12 protein-coding genes are annotated in these 16,492 nt (G+C 36.1%); 11 read left to right on the top strand and 1 reads right to left on the bottom strand.

Annotated features, from left to right (window positions below; all coding sequences use genetic code 11):
* Positions 1-25: 25 nt before the first annotated feature.
* Positions 26-2,854 carry a phosphodiester glycosidase family protein gene (locus CIB29_RS07175; RefSeq protein ID WP_094548234.1) on the bottom strand — a complete coding sequence of 943 codons (2,829 nt, stop codon included), beginning with the start codon at positions 2,852-2,854 and terminating at the stop codon, positions 26-28.
* Positions 2,855-3,215: 361 nt separating this feature from the next.
* Here CIB29_RS07175 and CIB29_RS07170 point away from each other — a divergent pair, with 361 nt between their 5' ends.
* The 11 genes from CIB29_RS07170 (at position 3,216) to CIB29_RS07120 (ending at position 16,266) form a co-directional block, all read left to right on the top strand.
* On the top strand, positions 3,216-4,343 hold the full coding sequence (locus CIB29_RS07170) for a glycosyltransferase (RefSeq protein WP_094548232.1): 1,128 nt from the start codon (positions 3,216-3,218) through the stop codon (positions 4,341-4,343).
* A 164-nt stretch (positions 4,344-4,507) separates the two neighbouring features.
* Positions 4,508-5,605 (top strand): polysaccharide pyruvyl transferase CsaB, encoded by a 1,098-nt coding sequence (gene csaB / locus CIB29_RS07165; protein WP_094548230.1) that lies wholly within the window; start codon positions 4,508-4,510, stop codon positions 5,603-5,605.
* 177 nt (positions 5,606-5,782) lie between these two features.
* Complete coding sequence (locus CIB29_RS07160) at positions 5,783-6,964, top strand: MFS transporter (protein ID WP_094548228.1); 1,182 nt, start codon at positions 5,783-5,785, stop codon at positions 6,962-6,964.
* A 91-nt stretch (positions 6,965-7,055) separates the two neighbouring features.
* Positions 7,056-8,249 carry an MFS transporter gene (locus CIB29_RS07155; protein ID WP_157910235.1) on the top strand — a complete coding sequence of 398 codons (1,194 nt, stop codon included), beginning with the start codon at positions 7,056-7,058 and terminating at the stop codon, positions 8,247-8,249.
* Between the two features lie 190 nt (positions 8,250-8,439).
* Positions 8,440-9,603, top strand: coding sequence for an ROK family transcriptional regulator (locus tag CIB29_RS07150; protein ID WP_157910234.1), 1,164 nt, complete (start codon positions 8,440-8,442; stop codon positions 9,601-9,603).
* Between the two features lie 260 nt (positions 9,604-9,863).
* Complete coding sequence (uxuA, locus tag CIB29_RS07145) at positions 9,864-10,916, top strand: mannonate dehydratase (RefSeq protein ID WP_094548222.1); 1,053 nt, start codon at positions 9,864-9,866, stop codon at positions 10,914-10,916.
* Between the two features lie 71 nt (positions 10,917-10,987).
* Positions 10,988-11,845, top strand: a complete 858-nt coding sequence (locus CIB29_RS07140; protein ID WP_094548220.1) for an SDR family oxidoreductase — start codon at positions 10,988-10,990, stop codon at positions 11,843-11,845.
* A 242-nt stretch (positions 11,846-12,087) separates the two neighbouring features.
* Entirely contained in the window at positions 12,088-12,513 is a 426-nt protein-coding gene (locus tag CIB29_RS07135; RefSeq protein ID WP_094548218.1) for a secondary thiamine-phosphate synthase enzyme YjbQ, read from the top strand.
* Positions 12,514-12,927: 414 nt separating this feature from the next.
* Positions 12,928-14,073 carry an iron-containing alcohol dehydrogenase gene (locus CIB29_RS07130; protein WP_198543800.1) on the top strand — a complete coding sequence of 382 codons (1,146 nt, stop codon included), beginning with the start codon at positions 12,928-12,930 and terminating at the stop codon, positions 14,071-14,073.
* 144 nt (positions 14,074-14,217) lie between these two features.
* Positions 14,218-15,531: a putative DNA modification/repair radical SAM protein gene (locus tag CIB29_RS07125; RefSeq protein WP_094548214.1), complete on the top strand. Its 1,314-nt coding sequence runs from the start codon at positions 14,218-14,220 to the stop codon at positions 15,529-15,531.
* Complete coding sequence (locus CIB29_RS07120; RefSeq protein WP_094548212.1) at positions 15,532-16,266, top strand: TIGR03915 family putative DNA repair protein; 735 nt, start codon at positions 15,532-15,534, stop codon at positions 16,264-16,266. It abuts the gene before it with no gap.
* The last annotated feature ends 226 nt before the right edge of the window (positions 16,267-16,492 follow it).

Genomic DNA, 16,492 nt, shown 5'->3' with positions numbered 1-16,492 from the left:
ATGTGCGAGTGCACATGCTATCTTTTTACTCAAATAAATTCTTAATTTCATAGCTTACTTCATCTCCGTTAACGGTAACCAGGATATACTTATAATCTTTCACAAGATTAATAATATTATTAGTATCTACCTCCTTTATGCCAGGTGTGCTGATATATCTTACTCCCCTATCCATATCGCTGGCCGTATTCTCATCATTGTAGAAAACAAAGACCGACTTGCCTTTTTTAGCAAGCTGCTCTGTCAGCATATCTTTAAAAAGCTGTGCCTCATACACATCAGTAAAGCCATTCTTACCAGTCAGGGGTTTAGGCAGGAAGATAAATACGTTCTTATTCTTAATATTTTCTATGGAATTTTTGAACCATATCCATTGGTTTGAATCGGTTTTTCTAAAGCCATCATTTGAATTATCCAGATGCAAGAACGTACTTCCTTTAAAATCAAACATATAGTAACCACTGGTAAAAAGGGTAGGTGTATTTAGTCCGGCAACGGTTTTCGTATCAATATTTCCTACAAAAGCGGATAAACTGGTATTTTTATTAAAGGTAGTAACTACTTTACTCATGATAATATTTTCTAAAAGCGTCTTCCTGCTGATCGTATTTCCAAACACTGAGAAACGGAAGTTTTTATCTCCTTTTAACAGTGTGGAAGGTTTATTTAACTCATCAGGAATTTTTTTATCTTCGGGCAGTACTGCTACTGCCTTATCCCCACCATAAACGAAAGTAAGATCATCGAAATAAACGGAACCTTTATTTTTAACCTCAGGGTCAACCTGGACCACATATAACCGAGTTAATTTTATAGGGTGTGAAATGTCAGCAGGAATCTGTGCTTCTACATATTTCCAGCCATCCCAGTCGATTTTGCTGGTAAAATTGATCCGGTAAGGTTTGTTTGCTGAATCACGGATTTCTCCACGCAGCCAGTGATTCATATAGCTGCTGCCGTAAACCCATAGTCCTATTTTACTTACACCCGGGTTGATGGTCAGTCCATCATTGTTAAGCTTAAAATACACCGCTTTGGATTCCGTTTGGTCCGATGTAAAATCAAAGGTAAGTTTACCGGAATAGTTTCCGCTTCTTTTCTGTTCAGATGACAGGCTATAATTTCCTTCAACGTAGGCTGGATAAGCCAGAAAACTTCCATTGTTCTTTTCAAAACCATCTACCACTCCTCCTGAATCGACAGCAATAGAAGCATGGGTATTTACCTCACCCAGGGTGGCTGTTAAAATACCGGAACCTTCTTTTAATGCTTTAATGGTATCGTTTGAGATAGCCGCTATTTGTCCCGGGATATCCCATTTAACATCGGATAGGGAAATAGAGGCAGCATATCCAAAACGATTTTTACCCGTAATTGACAGTTTTACAGCATCACCTGCAGACATATTAAGATACTTGGTATTGAGCGTAATGGACACCGGAGAGCTCAATACATTAAGTTCATGGGTAGCATCGACATTTTCATATGTTGCCTTGATGATACCGGAGCCGACACTGGTAGGATAGAAAACATTTCCTACAAATTTTCCCTGTAAACCACTTGCACTCCACTTAACTTTATTTATATCGATGCTTACAGGATTATAGTTTTGATCGTACGCCTTCACGGTAAAAGCCCTGGAGGTATTTACAAAGACATTTTTATCCGCTGTCTCAATGATAAGGCCTCCAATACTTGTTTTTGGTGCAGAGGACTTTATTCCTATTGCATTGATTACATTCCGGAGGGAACCGTCTGAAACGTTGTTTATCACCTTAAGTTTATTGTCACCCAAGGATTTGGCTACAAGTGTGGTAGAACCTCCGCCATCAAGGTTAATGGCGTTTTTAATGCCTAGATTGATCAACAACTGTGCTAATTCTTCAAGAGTCATCCCTTTACTTTTTATTTGACGTCCATCCACAGTAACCATATATAGGATTTTGCCGGTAGCGTCAGTGCCAAGTGCACTACGGGGATGCAGCCCTTTAATATCATGGGTAAATGGAACTACTTTTCCGTCCTTAACCAGGATTGTGCCTCCGCCTGCAGCCATGGCAAGATTTTTAACGTCAGGGTTAATTGAAATATCCAGTTTTACTGTGTCACCTACTTTTAAATTTTCAATGAGAAAGGGGTCGTACTCCGGAAGGTTGGTGATGATATAGCCATTCTGGGGAATATCTACCGGAGGTTTTTCCCTTCTGATTTCTTTTACGATGTTATTTTCAACAACCACTTCTACAATATTATTGTAAGAGCCCAGGGATTGGGGTCCCCAGTTGCGGTCATAAATTACTATGGAATCCAGCGGGTCATATTTATTAATATGCTTTACCTTTGCAGTCTTGCCGTTAGGGGCAGTAATGGTAATTTGTGATTCCCAATAATTCAAGAGAATGTTTTGAAAGCTGTTCACTGATATTACAGCCATTTTTTCTTCCTGCGCCGGGCTGGACAGCAGTTGGCCATTTTTAACGATGGGCCCGATGGGGTTTCCCCTGTTGCTTGTACCGCGCAGTTTCTGAAAAAAATCTGCATTGATGGCAGCTACCGCATTATTTTGTTCAGCCATGTTTAAGACGTTATCCAGATAGTTTATGCCGTGCTGATCTGTCAACAAATCTACATTCAAATATTTTTCGTTAAGGTCTGCAGTGATTACATCGATATTGAGCCAACCATTATTGGTGAACCTTACAATATTTTTTCTGGTAACTCCTTTTGTAATGATATCTTCGGTAATCTTTTCATAGATAATGATATCGCCTGTACCGGCAAATGCAGTCGTGAAAACATTAAAAGCAAAAAATACAGTCAGAAGTAATAGTAAAACTACTTTATTTGATTTCATATGTAAAACCCTTTCTTAAAAATATATATTATAAAAGACGGTATTAAAATTTTATTAGTTCCCTCTGAACAGAAAAAATGGTTAAATTTATGAAAACATACCCCCTTTCCAGTTTATTATATAATACTTAAACCTTGATGTATATAGTAGATGGTATACCAAAATTTACATTTATGTTAACATTAAATTACACTTCTGTTACTATTCGAAGCATTAGGATCATTCCCGTGGTTACATGTTTCTTAAATACAGATATTGATGTATTGAGATATTTAGCATATAATGAAATTACAGTACTAAGCAGAATATTTATTTATAAGTTTTTTAATATAATTCTTATTTTCAAGTGGAGGCAATAGTAATGCAGAAAAATTACAATATTTTATTAGCACTAATGGGCCTTGAGATAGGGGGAGCGGAAACGCATGTCGTAGAGCTTGCCAAAGGGTTGCAAAAGGAAGGTTTTAACATTATTGTAGCATCCAATGGAGGTGTCTATGAGAAGGAGCTTATAGACAGTGGTATTAAACATTATCATGTCCCGCTGCATAATAAGAAGCCTCATAACGTTATCAGGTCTTATTCTTTGTTAAAGAAAATCATTAAGGATGAGAAAATTGACCTGGTTCATGCACATGCCAGAATTCCGGCATTCATATGCAATATACTACATAACCAGATGCATTTTTCCTTTGTGACAACGGCGCACTGGGTGTTTAATACAGGCTGGGGATTGAAATATATTACAAAATGGGGACAGAAGACAATCGCGGTAAGTGAGGATATAAAAAAGTACCTTATTAAAAATTACAAAATTGATGAAAGCAATATAAAGGTTACCATCAATGGTATTGATACTGAAAAATTTTCATCCCGTATTGATGCTTCTGATGTAAAAAAAGAATTTGGTCTCAACGAGAACAGTACACGCATTGTATACATCAGTAGATTAGACAGCGATAGAAGTGAAGTAGCGTTCCAATTGGTTGAAATAGTTCCTGAGTTGGTGAAGGAAATCAGTAATCTGGAAGTGGTGATTGTAGGTGGAGGAAATGTATTTCACCAGTTGCAGGAAAAGACACAGGGAATAAATAAAAAACTAGGACGCCGCACCATTATTATGACGGGCGGACGTACCGATATTAACAAATTTGTTTCTCTTGCTGATGTATTTATTGGAGTCAGCAGGTCAGCCCTTGAAGCAATGTCTGCCCAAAAACCAGTCATTTTAGCGGGAAATGAAGGCTATATAGGCATATTTGATGAAGATAAGCTGTCCAGTGCGGTCAATAGCAATTTTACATGCCGCGGGGAGAGAAAGTCGGATAGTCAGACGTTAAAGAAAGATATTCTAAAGGTTTTAAATGAGATGGATAAAGAGAGAAGGAAGCAGCTGGGTATTTTAGGAAAACAGGTGATAGAAGAAAGATATTCAGTCAAGCGAATGGTTCGGGATAATATCGAAGTTTATTTAAAACTGTTAAAATAACATATAAATTCATAGTTCACAGTTCACTGTTCACAGATTGACGTGCTGGATTTATTTACTGTGAACTGTGAACCGTGAACTAGTCAAATACAGCAAATTTATTGTTAGCTATAGATGCATGTTTTAAGTTGTATAATAAGACTTTAACAAAAGGGGACAAACCTATGTACGACGTAATTATTTCCGGATATTATGGATTTAAAAATAGTGGTGATGATGCTATCCTAATGGCTATTATTAATAACCTTCGCATGTATAAAAAAGACATAAAAATTATGGTGCTGTCCATGAACCCTGCAGAAACCAGAAGAATTTACGGGGTAGATTCCATAAATCGTTTTAATTTGTTTCAAATTCTGTGGGCCATGAAACATTCAAAATTATTCATAAACGGTGGAGGAAGCCTTATTCAGGATATTACAAGTACGAGATCGCTGATGTATTATTTAAGCACCATATGGCTGGCAAAAAAGATGGGGATGAAGGTAATGGTTTATGCCAATGGAATAGGTCCAATCAAAAAAGACTTTAACCGGAGGCTTACTCAAAAGATTATCAACCAGGTAGATGTCATCACACTAAGAGAGGAAATGTCCAAACGGGAACTGGATAATTTACGAATTGACCGACCTCAGATTAAGGTGACAGCTGACCCGGCTTTAACATTGGAAGCGGTGGAAGATGATGAAATAATCCGTATATTTGAGAAGGAGGGAATAAACTTATCCAGTCCTTTAGTAGGGTTTTCACTGAGAGATTGGAATGAATGTGAAACAGGTTTTGAAGATATCATTGCCGGAATTGCTGATTATATGATTGATACGTATCATATAAAGCCTGTTTTTATTCCCATGCATTATCCACGGGATCTTTCCATTGCAAAGAATATCGTTTCCAGAATGAAGGGAAAAGCGTATGTTATAAAGAATAAGTATAGTGTACCGCACATGCTGGGAATCATAAAGAAAATGGATTTAATAATAGGAATGAGGCTGCATGCTCTAATTTATGCTGCTACTTTCGGGATTCCCGTTATTGGGCTTGTATATGAACCTAAGGTAGAAGGTTTTATGAAACATATAGGGCACACATCAGCAGGCCATGTAAACCAACTGCAGTTTGACAGGTTAAAACAAATGGTAGATGACGTATGGAACCGCAGGCATGAAATAAAAGCAGAATTGGAGAAAAATATTGTCAGGCTAAAGGAAAAAGCCCTGGAAAATGCAAAAATTGCAGTGGAGCTTATAGAAAAAAGATAGTAAAATTGAGCATGGAAGTTCGAAACTGCTGAAAAAGTGCCTCTACAATCATAGATAAAATAGAAAAGATGAAGTTGCAGACTTTACTGCTTTTATAAAATTAAAAAATAGTAAATAAAAGGGAGATATATAAGGAGTTTTTATGTAAAACAACCGGAGAACAGGGGGAAGGAATGAATGCAGCATTACAAGAATAACAGCTATCTTATTTTACTTACTTTTCTGTGTATGATTATTTTCGGATTCATTGAGAATATTAAGGGAACAGTTATACCCCCAATACGGGAACAATTTAATGTAACCTATGGCAGTATCGGAATTATGCTTTTAGTATCATCATTAGGATATCTTGGCACAACTTTGGTAGGAGGATTTGCCGGAGATAAGTTCGGGCAAAAGAAGGTGCTTATATTCGGTTTTCTTTTAACTATTTTGGCTTGTATATCTTTTATTTTTACTAAATCGTTCATTGCTGTTGTTATCTTGTTTTTCCTGGTTAATGCAGGCTTTGGATGCTTTGAAGTTACTGTGAATTCATTAGGAGCACAAATTTTTGTTAGAAATTCTGCAGTAATGATGAATTTGATGCATCTCTTTTATGGACTAGGTTCATCAGCTGGACCTAAATATGCGGGGTGGATATTAATAAGGGATATACCCTGGCAGTATACTTATTTCTATTCACTGATTTTAATAGTTTCGGTTTTTATTTTCTTATGCTTCTCATCCTTTCCTCAAAGGAAACTTGAAGATTCGCGCAATAAGGCATCTTTTAAGGATCTAATTTCCAGTAAAAAAATATGGCTTTTTGTAGGAGTTCTAGGATTTTGTGAAGTCATAGAGCTGGGAACGGGAAATTGGCTGGTAAACTTTTTACAGCAGGTTCGGGGAATGGATGCTGGCAATAGTTCATTTTATCTAACGTTATTCTTTATCACGTTTACAATAGGGAGGCTAGTCGGTGGTTATCTGGCAGAAAAATTAGGTTATGTACAAATCATATTTTATTTTACTATTATTACAATAGTATTATTTATAGGCGGATTGATACTCGATAATAAATTTGCTTTTTTATTTTCACTGATGGGATTTTTTGTTTCTATCATGTTTCCAACAGTAATGGCCATCATAATGAAAGAATTTACGGTTGGTACAAGTTCGGTAATGGGATTTATTATTACAGTATCGGGAAGTGTAAATATGGTCTCCAATTGGGTAGTAGGAAAGACAAATGACTATTTGGGAGTGTTTACTGGTTTTTCAAGTCTTGCAGTATATACTGGTCTCATTCTTGTTTTTCTTACATTACTTGATAGGAAATTGACATTTAATAAGCCGGGAATAATTAGACAAAATTAAAATTAATGCAAATAATCTGGAAAATCCTCAAACTTTTAATATTATTTCATTGATAAAGAATTCCCGCATTTAACCCATGGAGGATATGTATATGAGAAACATTGTTAAACAACTTAACCCTAAATTATTACATTTTGCAAGTTTAGAGTTCTTTTTTTGGATAATGTGTGCTGCCTACTATCCATTTGTTGTTGTTTATCTAAGCAGCAAAGGGTATAACAACACTACTATCGGTATGATCATGGCAGTTAATTCCTTTGTTTTGGTATTTGCCCAACCCTTTTGGGGGATGGTAAGTGATTGGCTGCAATCTGTAAAAAAAGTTTTCATTATATTACTTACAGTATCAGCTTGTATATACTTATCTGTCCCTCTTTATAATTCGGCTTTTATTATTGGTATAGTTCTGGCTGTTTTAACGTTTTTTGAAAGTTCTATGGCTCCTTTGCTGGATAGCTGGGTGGTACAGGGTACAAAATCAGAAGAAAGCATATCCTATGGGAGTGTAAGGTTATGGGGGTCCATAGGCTTTGCAATCATGGTTTATATTTTTGGGAAAATGACGAATATTTTTTCAATTAATATATTATTTCCATCTTATGCAATATTTGCAGTATTGACCATTTTAATATGTATAAAAATCAAGACTGATAAACCGGTAGTATCTGTTTCATTTGCACATTTAAAAGTAGGAAAGCTTTTTAAAAACTATTACTACATCGTCTTTTTGATTTTTGCTACAGTTCTTTTTATACCTCATAGAAGTGCCTTTATCTTTATGCCAAAACTTATAGAAGAATTAGGTGGTAGTAAAGTAGAACTGGGTATTGCCTATTCGGTGATGGCTTTATGCGAAGCACCTATTTTTTTGTTTTCCAAATACCTTACCCAAAAATTTAAACCTGTTCAGATGATATTGCTATCAACGATTTTTTTTACTATAAGGCAATTGCTGTTTTCCATAGCTACTGCACCTATTCATGCGATTTTAATCCAATCCCTCCAGGGACCTTCCTTTGCACTGTTTTTAGCCGGGACGGTATATTATATTGATTCACATGCACCACAGGAATTAAAGGCTTTTGCACAGACTTTTGCTTCAGCTATTTTTGCGGGAATCGGCGGAATTATTGCGAGCTACGGCGGAGGATGGGTTATAGATAATCTCGGTCTTGTCAAAATGTATCAACTGGGAATTATTATAAGTATTGTTATTTCTATTATATTTATTCTTTCATTTCCCGTTGGCAAATTGTTGGTAAAAACGGCTGATATAAAAGAGTAAACAGATTATTGCATTTTGTTAAACCTTTTATTAATATTAAAAATATCGATAACTCACTTTAAAATTATAAATAAATTAAGGTAGTTATCGATGTATCGATGAAATTCGCGAAGTTTGTATTAAGGAAATATTGAATTTTAAACTTCGCTCATTATAATGAATCAATATTTTAAATGATGGAGTGGATGCATTGAATACAGGAGATTATAATCTGATAAAAAATTTAAATCGCAAGATTATACTTGAGAAGATCATTGAAAATGGAAGTATATCCCGTGCTCAGTTGTCTAAAATTACCGGATTGAATAAAGCTACTGTTACATCACAGATCGCAGAGTTATTAGAGGATGGGATAGTAATTGAAACAACGTTTGACATATCTACAGGTGGGCGAAAACCTATTTTGCTAAGCTTGAATAAAAGTGTTGCGTATGCAATAGGCATTGATTTGGATGTAGATAATATTAATTTGTTGCTTACAGATTTAAAAGGAAATATAATAACCAGACGTTGTATTAAAATGAATACATCGTCTTTTGAAGAGACTAAAAAAATTTTAAAAGAAAAGATTCAATTATTAATCGACAGTGTGCCACCTTCCAGGTATGGTGTGATTGGGATCAGTATAGGTATTCACGGTATAGTAGATAAAAATGAAAAGATAGTTTTTGCTACCCATTCAAATTGGAAAAATGTAGATTTGAAAAGTTATCTGTCAGATGAATTTAATATACCCGTCTTTATTGATAACAATACAAATTTATGTGCATATGCAGAAAAAACTTTTTGCGTTGATGATCAAAATATATTATGTTTAACAATTTCTTCCGGAATAGGCCTGGGTATTATTATTAATAATGCTGTTTATAGAGGATACAATGGTTTTGCCGGAGAAGTTGGGCATATGATTATTAACGAAAATGGGAAAAGATGCAGCTGCGGGAATTATGGCTGCTGGGAATTGTACGCATCAGAAAGGTCTTTTTTAGAAAATCTGGCAGCTAAAAAAAATATGGATGGCTGCTCTTTTGAAAATGTTAAACGATGGATCGATGAACAGGATAGGGTGACTTTAGATTTACTTAAAGAGCTGTCTAAAAACCTCAGCAGAGGAATTAATAATGTAATTAATACCTTTAATCCCGAAACAATTATTATTAATAGTGAATTAATTAGTATATATCCAAAAGTTATAGAGGACATAAAAAATAATTTATCATCCAGCATGAATGACTACAGACGAATTCTTTATTCAAAACTGGGTAAGGATGCATGTGCATTGGGAGCCAGTGCTATCGCGATAAGCAGCTTCTTGAATATTTCAGATTTAAGGCTTATGAAAGAATATGAATAAGTGGATGGTAAAATGTTATTCTAAGCATTAAGAATATTTTTATAATTAACTAACTTTAAAACAAAATATTATGAGTTTAAAGTTGATTAATTTCATCGATAACTACATTAATTTATTTTTAACTTTAATATTGGTTATCGATATAATAACTTTAATAAATTTAATGTAAAACAAGCTTGCATTTTTTCAAAAGAAATGTTAAATTTAAATTGATAGTTTGTTTGGTAAACAAACAAAGTTGAAATTGTGGGGTGAGAAAAATGAAAATGACATTTAGATGGTATGGTGACAGTGATCCGGTAACGCTGAGCCATATCAGGCAAATTCCAGGGGTAACGGGTATTGTTTCTGCTATTTATGACGTACCGGTAGGTGAAGTATGGCCCCTGGAAAAAATCTTTGCATTAAAAAATAAGGTTGAAGCTCATGGATTAACTTTAGAAGTTATCGAGAGTGTACCGGTCCATGAAGATATTAAATTAGGACTTCCAACAAGAGACAGGTATATTGCAAACTATCAGCAGACATTAAGAAATTTGGCACAAGCAGGTGTAGGTGTGGTATGCTATAATTTCATGCCTGTTTTTGACTGGACACGTTCTGATCTGAATTACAAATTACCGGATGGTTCTACTTGCTTAATTTACAATGAAGAAACAGTGCAGAAAATGAATCCTTTAACAGGTGATTTGTCATTGCCAGGATGGGATTCAAGCTATACAAAAGATGGATTAAAAGCACTTTTGGAACAATATCAAAATATAACAGAAGAAGATTTGTGGGAGAATCTCCGCTACTTCCTAAAGCATGTTATTGCGGTGGCAGATGAAGTTGGAATCAAGATGGCCATCCATCCGGATGATCCACCGTGGTCAATTTTTGGGTTGCCAAGAATTATTACAAATAAAGAAAACCTGGAAAGATTTATCAACCTGGTTGATAGTCCTAATAACGGATTAACTTTATGTATCGGTTCTTTAGGTGTTAACCCTGCAAATGATATGCCCGAAATAATCCGCTACTTCGGTAAAAAGGGAAGAATACATTTTGCACATTGCAGAAATATCAAGATTACGGGCGAGAAGTGCTTTGAAGAGTCTGCCCATAGAAGTGAAGATGGCTCATTGGATATGTATGAAATATTAAAGGCATTTTACGAATCTGGATTTGATGGGCCAATGAGACCTGACCATGGAAGAATGATATGGGGAGAGACCGGCAGACCGGGTTACGGCCTTTATGACAGAGCTTTAGGAGCGGTGTATTTAAATGGTATCTGGGAAGCGCTGAGAAAAAGTAAGAATGATAATTGAGAATTAATAATTAGTATAATTCTCCATTCTCAATTGTCAATTCTCAATTCAAAACAGGGGAGGGGGATATAATGCAATTACCGTTTGAAATAGATTTGAAAGATAAAGTAGCAGTTATTACCGGCGGCGGTGGAATTTTATGCAGTACTTTTGCAAAAGCATTAGCACGGTGTGGGGCAAGGGTAGCTATACTGGACTTAAGAAAACAAAATGCAGATGCGGTTGCTGAAGAAATTAACGCTCAGGGCGGAACTGCAATCGGCGTTGAAGCAAATGTGCTGGAAATTGACAGTTTAAATAATGCAAAAAAGGTAGTTAACGAAAAGCTAGGGCCTTGTGATATTCTTATTAATGGAGCCGGAGGGAACCATCCTAAGGGGACTACTACAAAAGAATACCTATTTAAAGAAGACCTGGAAAATAAAAATGCAAATATAATTACATTTTTTGACCTGGACCCTAAAGGTATCGAGTTTGTTTTTAATCTTAATTTTATCGGAACACTTTTGCCAACTCAAGTTTTTGCAAAGGATATGGTGGATAAAAAAGGCGCAGTCATCGTCAATATTTCATCCATGAATGCATTTACACCGCTTACAAAAATTCCGGCATACAGTGGAGCAAAGGCTGCCGTAAGCAACTTTACGCAGTGGTTGGCAGTACATATGTCCAGGGTCGGGATTAGGGTAAATGCAATTGCACCCGGTTTCTTTTTAACAGATCAAAACAGGACATTATTAACAAATCCGGATGGTTCATATACTGAACGGGCTCAAAAGATTTTGAGCCAAACACCTATGGGACGTTTTGGCCAAAGTGAAGAATTAATCGGAACGCTTCTATGGCTTGTCGATGAAGGTGCATCGGGTTTTGTAAATGGAACGGTTATTCCGGTGGATGGAGGATTTTCTGCTTACTCGGGAGTTTAAAACATATTAGTTTTAAAAAGTAAAAACAGAGAGTCAAGGGAATTATTCCCTTGACTCAACTTATTTTAACCTGTTGCTTATTTGTAAGCATTATTAAATCTTAATAACACACAAACGTATCTATGTTTCTCAGGTCTGTTCCGAAATATACCCAATTAAATCCGGTTATAATTTAACTCTGGTGTTGCGATAGAAAATATGTTAAAATTTTACTAAATAAAAGTACAAGTGGGGGGATTATATTGAAAAGCTATAGGAAAGAATTATGGTTTGAGACAAAAAACAGAAGGGAATATATAAACATTACACCAATTATTGAGGAGTGTTTAAAAGAAAGTGGAATAAAAGAAGGGATGCTGCTATGCAATGCGATGCATATTACATCCAGCGTATTTATCAATGATGATGAAAGCGGGCTTCACAAAGATATTGACAATTTTTTAGAGAAGCTGGCTCCGGAGAAGCCTTATGATCAATATTACCATAACGGATACGAAGATAATGCAGATGCACATTTGAAGCGCTCCGTAATGGGAAGAGAGGTAGTAGTGGCGGTTACTAATGGAAAGCTGGATTTTGGTCCCTGGGAGCAGATTTTTTATGGAGAATTTGACGGCAAAAGAAAGAAACGGGTACTGGTCAAAATCATAGGGGATAATGATAAGTGAAATATTCATTCTAAAACAAGGGCGTATATTTTGTTTTTGAAGCCGCCCCTTTTTTTATAGATAAGAAGGGGCAGGAGGTAAACAGTTTGCCTATAGTCAAAGGTATAGGGGAATTATCCTTTGTAGGAGATTTAATTAAGGCTGATATAGATAACAGGATTTCCTAACTTGTTAAAAACCGTATCTAATAATATGAAGGGTTTTTCATTTACCAGTTCCATAAATAACTGTAAGTTGATGCAAAAGCAAAACTGATATATATTATAAATAGTTAGTTAAAAAATTAACTAGCAATAACTTATATATAATACCAATTAAAAACTTATAGTTAGTAAATTGTTTTAAAGTCAGTTGTCAGTAAATAACATTGTCTAAAGCAAATGTAATGACAAGAGAGGGGATTATTAAATGAATCTGCAATGGTTTAGAGTACCAAAGGATATTGTATTTGGTGAGGGGACACTAGGATATTTAGCACAATTAAAAGGTAAAAAAGCAATGCTGGTAACAGGCGGAAATTCAATGAAACGTTTTGGTTTTCTGGATGAAGCAAAAATGCATCTGGAAAAAGCCGGAATGGAAGTAGAAATATTTGACGGAGTAGAACCTAATCCATCGATTGAAACAGTAATCAAGGGTGGCAAGGCTATGTTAGAATTCGAGCCGGACTGGATTGTAGCAATCGGCGGAGGGTCTGCACTGGATGCGGCTAAAGTAATGTGGGCATTTTATGAATATCCGGAGTTAAAATTTGAGGATATTATCGAGCCGGGTTCTATGCCAAAATTAAGAAATAAAGCACAGTTTGTTGCTATTCCATCTACCAGTGGAACTGCTTCTGAAATTACAGCATTTTCAGTAATTACCGATACTCAAAAACATATTAAATATCCGATTGTATCCTATGAAATCACTCCGGATATTGCTATTCTTGATTCAAGACTTCCTGCAACCATGCCTCCACATATTACTGCCAATACCGGATTAGATGTAATGACTCATGCGATAGAAGCCTATGTATCAACAAATGCAACGAGTTATACAGACCCATTGGCTATGGAGGCAATTAAATTGGTGTTTAGACAGTTACCGGTTGCATATCAAAACGGTAAAGATTTGCAAGCGAGAACCGATATGCATAACGCATCCACCTTATCCGGAATGGCATTTACCAACTCTTCTTTGGGATTGGTACACAGCCTGGCACACAAAATTGGAGGAGAGTTTGGTGTTACCCATGGTTTAGCGAATGCCATCCTGCTTCCTTATATTGTACAGTATAACCGTAAGGCAACAAATAAATATGAAGAAATTGAAAAGCAGCTTGGTTTCCAAGAACTTTCAGTTGCTTTAAAAGAATTGAATAAGAAGCTGGATATACCTCTTGCATTCAAAGACGTTACAGAAGTGGAGATTACGGAAGAGAAATTCCTTGAAGTATTGGACCGAATGGCTAAAAACGCCTTTGAAGATCCATGTACACTGACAAATCCAAGACAGTCCAGCGTTGAGGATGTGAAAATGATTTATAAGGCAGCATTCTACGGAAATGACCTGTAATCTTTGATATAGTAATAGGCCGGTGACAGCACTTTGTCACCGGCCTGAATTGTGAATAAAAATATAAAAACAGGCGAACATATGTTTGAATTATTTAAGATTTTATGGTAAAATTTTCTCATAAACCTGTTGGAGGTATTTACCATGGAAATTCAAACTAAATTAAAAATTTTATCAGATGCTGCAAAGTATGATGTTTCTTGTTCCTCTAGCGGTAGTTCGCGAAAAAATCAAACCGGGGGTATTGGTAATGGTCACCTTGCCGGAATTTGCCACAGTTGGTCGGATGATGGAAGATGTATCTCACTCTTAAAAATATTATTGACTAATTACTGTGTTTATGATTGTGCTTACTGTGTAAACAGGGTAACAAATGATGTTCCCCGGGCCGCATTTACTCCAGAGGAAGTAGCTGAGCTAACCATTAATTTTTACCGGAGGAATTATATAGAAGGATTATTTTTAAGTTCAGCAATATATAAAAGTCCTGATTATACTATGGAATTGCTACTTAAAGCAGTTAAAAAACTGAGAGAAGAGTACCGGTTTAACGGATACATCCATTTAAAAGGAATTCCCGGTGCAGATTTTCGCCTTATTGCAGAAGCAGGGAAATTTGTAGACCGTATGAGTGTAAACATCGAGCTGCCGTCTCAGCAGGGACTTAAATTGCTTGCGCCCCAGAAAAGCAAGGAATCCATTGTAAAACCAATGAATTTTATTTATTCTCAGATTATACAAAAGAATGACGAGAAAAAAAGGTTTAAAAAAGTTCCATTATTCGTTCCGGCCGGACAAACTACGCAATTAATTATAGGGGCTACCCCTGACCGAGATTTGAATATATTGAAGCTTTCAGAAAATCTTTACCGGCGTTTCAGTTTAAAAAGGGTGTATTACTCCGCCTATGTGCCCGTAGCAAGCAATCCCAATCTGCCCAGCATAACTACCAAGCCTCCTTTAATAAGGGAACACCGGCTTTACCAGGCTGACTGGTTGTTAAGGTTTTATGGCTTTACTGCAAATGAACTATTAGATGAGCAAAAACCTGATTTTGACATAGAGCTAGACCCTAAATCCGATTGGGCCATCAGAAATCTTGGGATGTTCCCGGTAGAAGTCAATCGCGCCGATTATGAGATGCTTTTGCGAGTACCGGGAATAGGTGTCAGGTCTGCATTGAAAATTGTAGCTGCCAGGAGGACCCACCCGTTATCCTATGAAAGTCTCAAAAAGATTGGAGTAGTATTAAAGAGAGCAAAACATTTTATAACCTGTCAGGGGAAGTTTTACGGTGAAGTAGGATTAAATGACAAGCTTATCCGGCAGTGCCTGGTATTAAAAAAACAGGAAAAACCCGATAATGCTTCCCGATTTGAACAGCTTTCCATATTTTCTTTATTACCGGACGATCCAAAGCCGGAAGATACTTTAGCCAGCATAACGGGGGAATTTTGAATGCTCAATTATATTTATGACGGAAGTTTTGAAGGATTATTAACTGCTATTTATGAAACTTATTATCGGCATGAGATACCTGAAAATATCCTGCCGGAACAAAATCTACAGGAACAGCTGTTTTATAAAAATGTACATATTGTTACTGATATTGAAAAAGCAGATAAAGTGTATGATTCCATCAGGGAAAAAATATCAGTATCGGCATTGCAGCATGTATTTTATGTGTTTCTTTCAGAACTGGCAGGTGCAGGTACATGGATTTACCAATATTTGCGGTTTGGATGGAAGGTTGGGAGGGAGGTTGACCTTTATATAACCGATGACCGGGTTTTAAAAATACATACCATAAGCCGGAAGGTAGCCGTTGAACGACACCGCATGCTTGGGTTAATCCGGTTTAGATACCTGGAGGGTGACATATATTATGCCCCCATAGAGCCGGATTACAATATTGTGGGATTAGTAGCCCCCCATTTTGCAAAACGCTTTGCCGGTCAAAACTGGATAATTCACGATGTAAAAAGAAATCTTACGGCTTTATATAACCAGAGGGGATGGATTATAACTGACATAAATGTTAATTCTGAGCTAAACTTAGAAGAAAAAGAAAAGGATTACCAAACACTCTGGAAACAGTATTTTAAAAGTATTGCTATTGAGAGCAGGGTCAATCCAAAGCTGCAGCGCCGGTGCATGCCTGTACGTTATTGGCGGTATTTAGTTGAGAAATGATATATATTTTCAACTTTACAATATTTATCCTGAAATGTAATAAGACTTAAAAAGGATATCTGTATGTTGCAGCAGGTGGCATTAAAGAAGGCTGGTTCAAACTCGCAGGTTTCGGCGTAAAGGAGATGAACATAAGTTTAAGGTTTGAATAAATAAAATTTTTTTCCTACTGTTGCCTAACTTAGCTGTCTTTGTATATAATCTATATAGTTGGTATTAAATTTTG

It is taken from the genome of Petroclostridium xylanilyticum, assembly GCF_002252565.1.
GTDB lineage: Bacteria > Bacillota > Clostridia > SK-Y3 > SK-Y3 > Petroclostridium > Petroclostridium xylanilyticum.
This window is presented reverse-complemented; position numbering and strand designations above follow the sequence as displayed.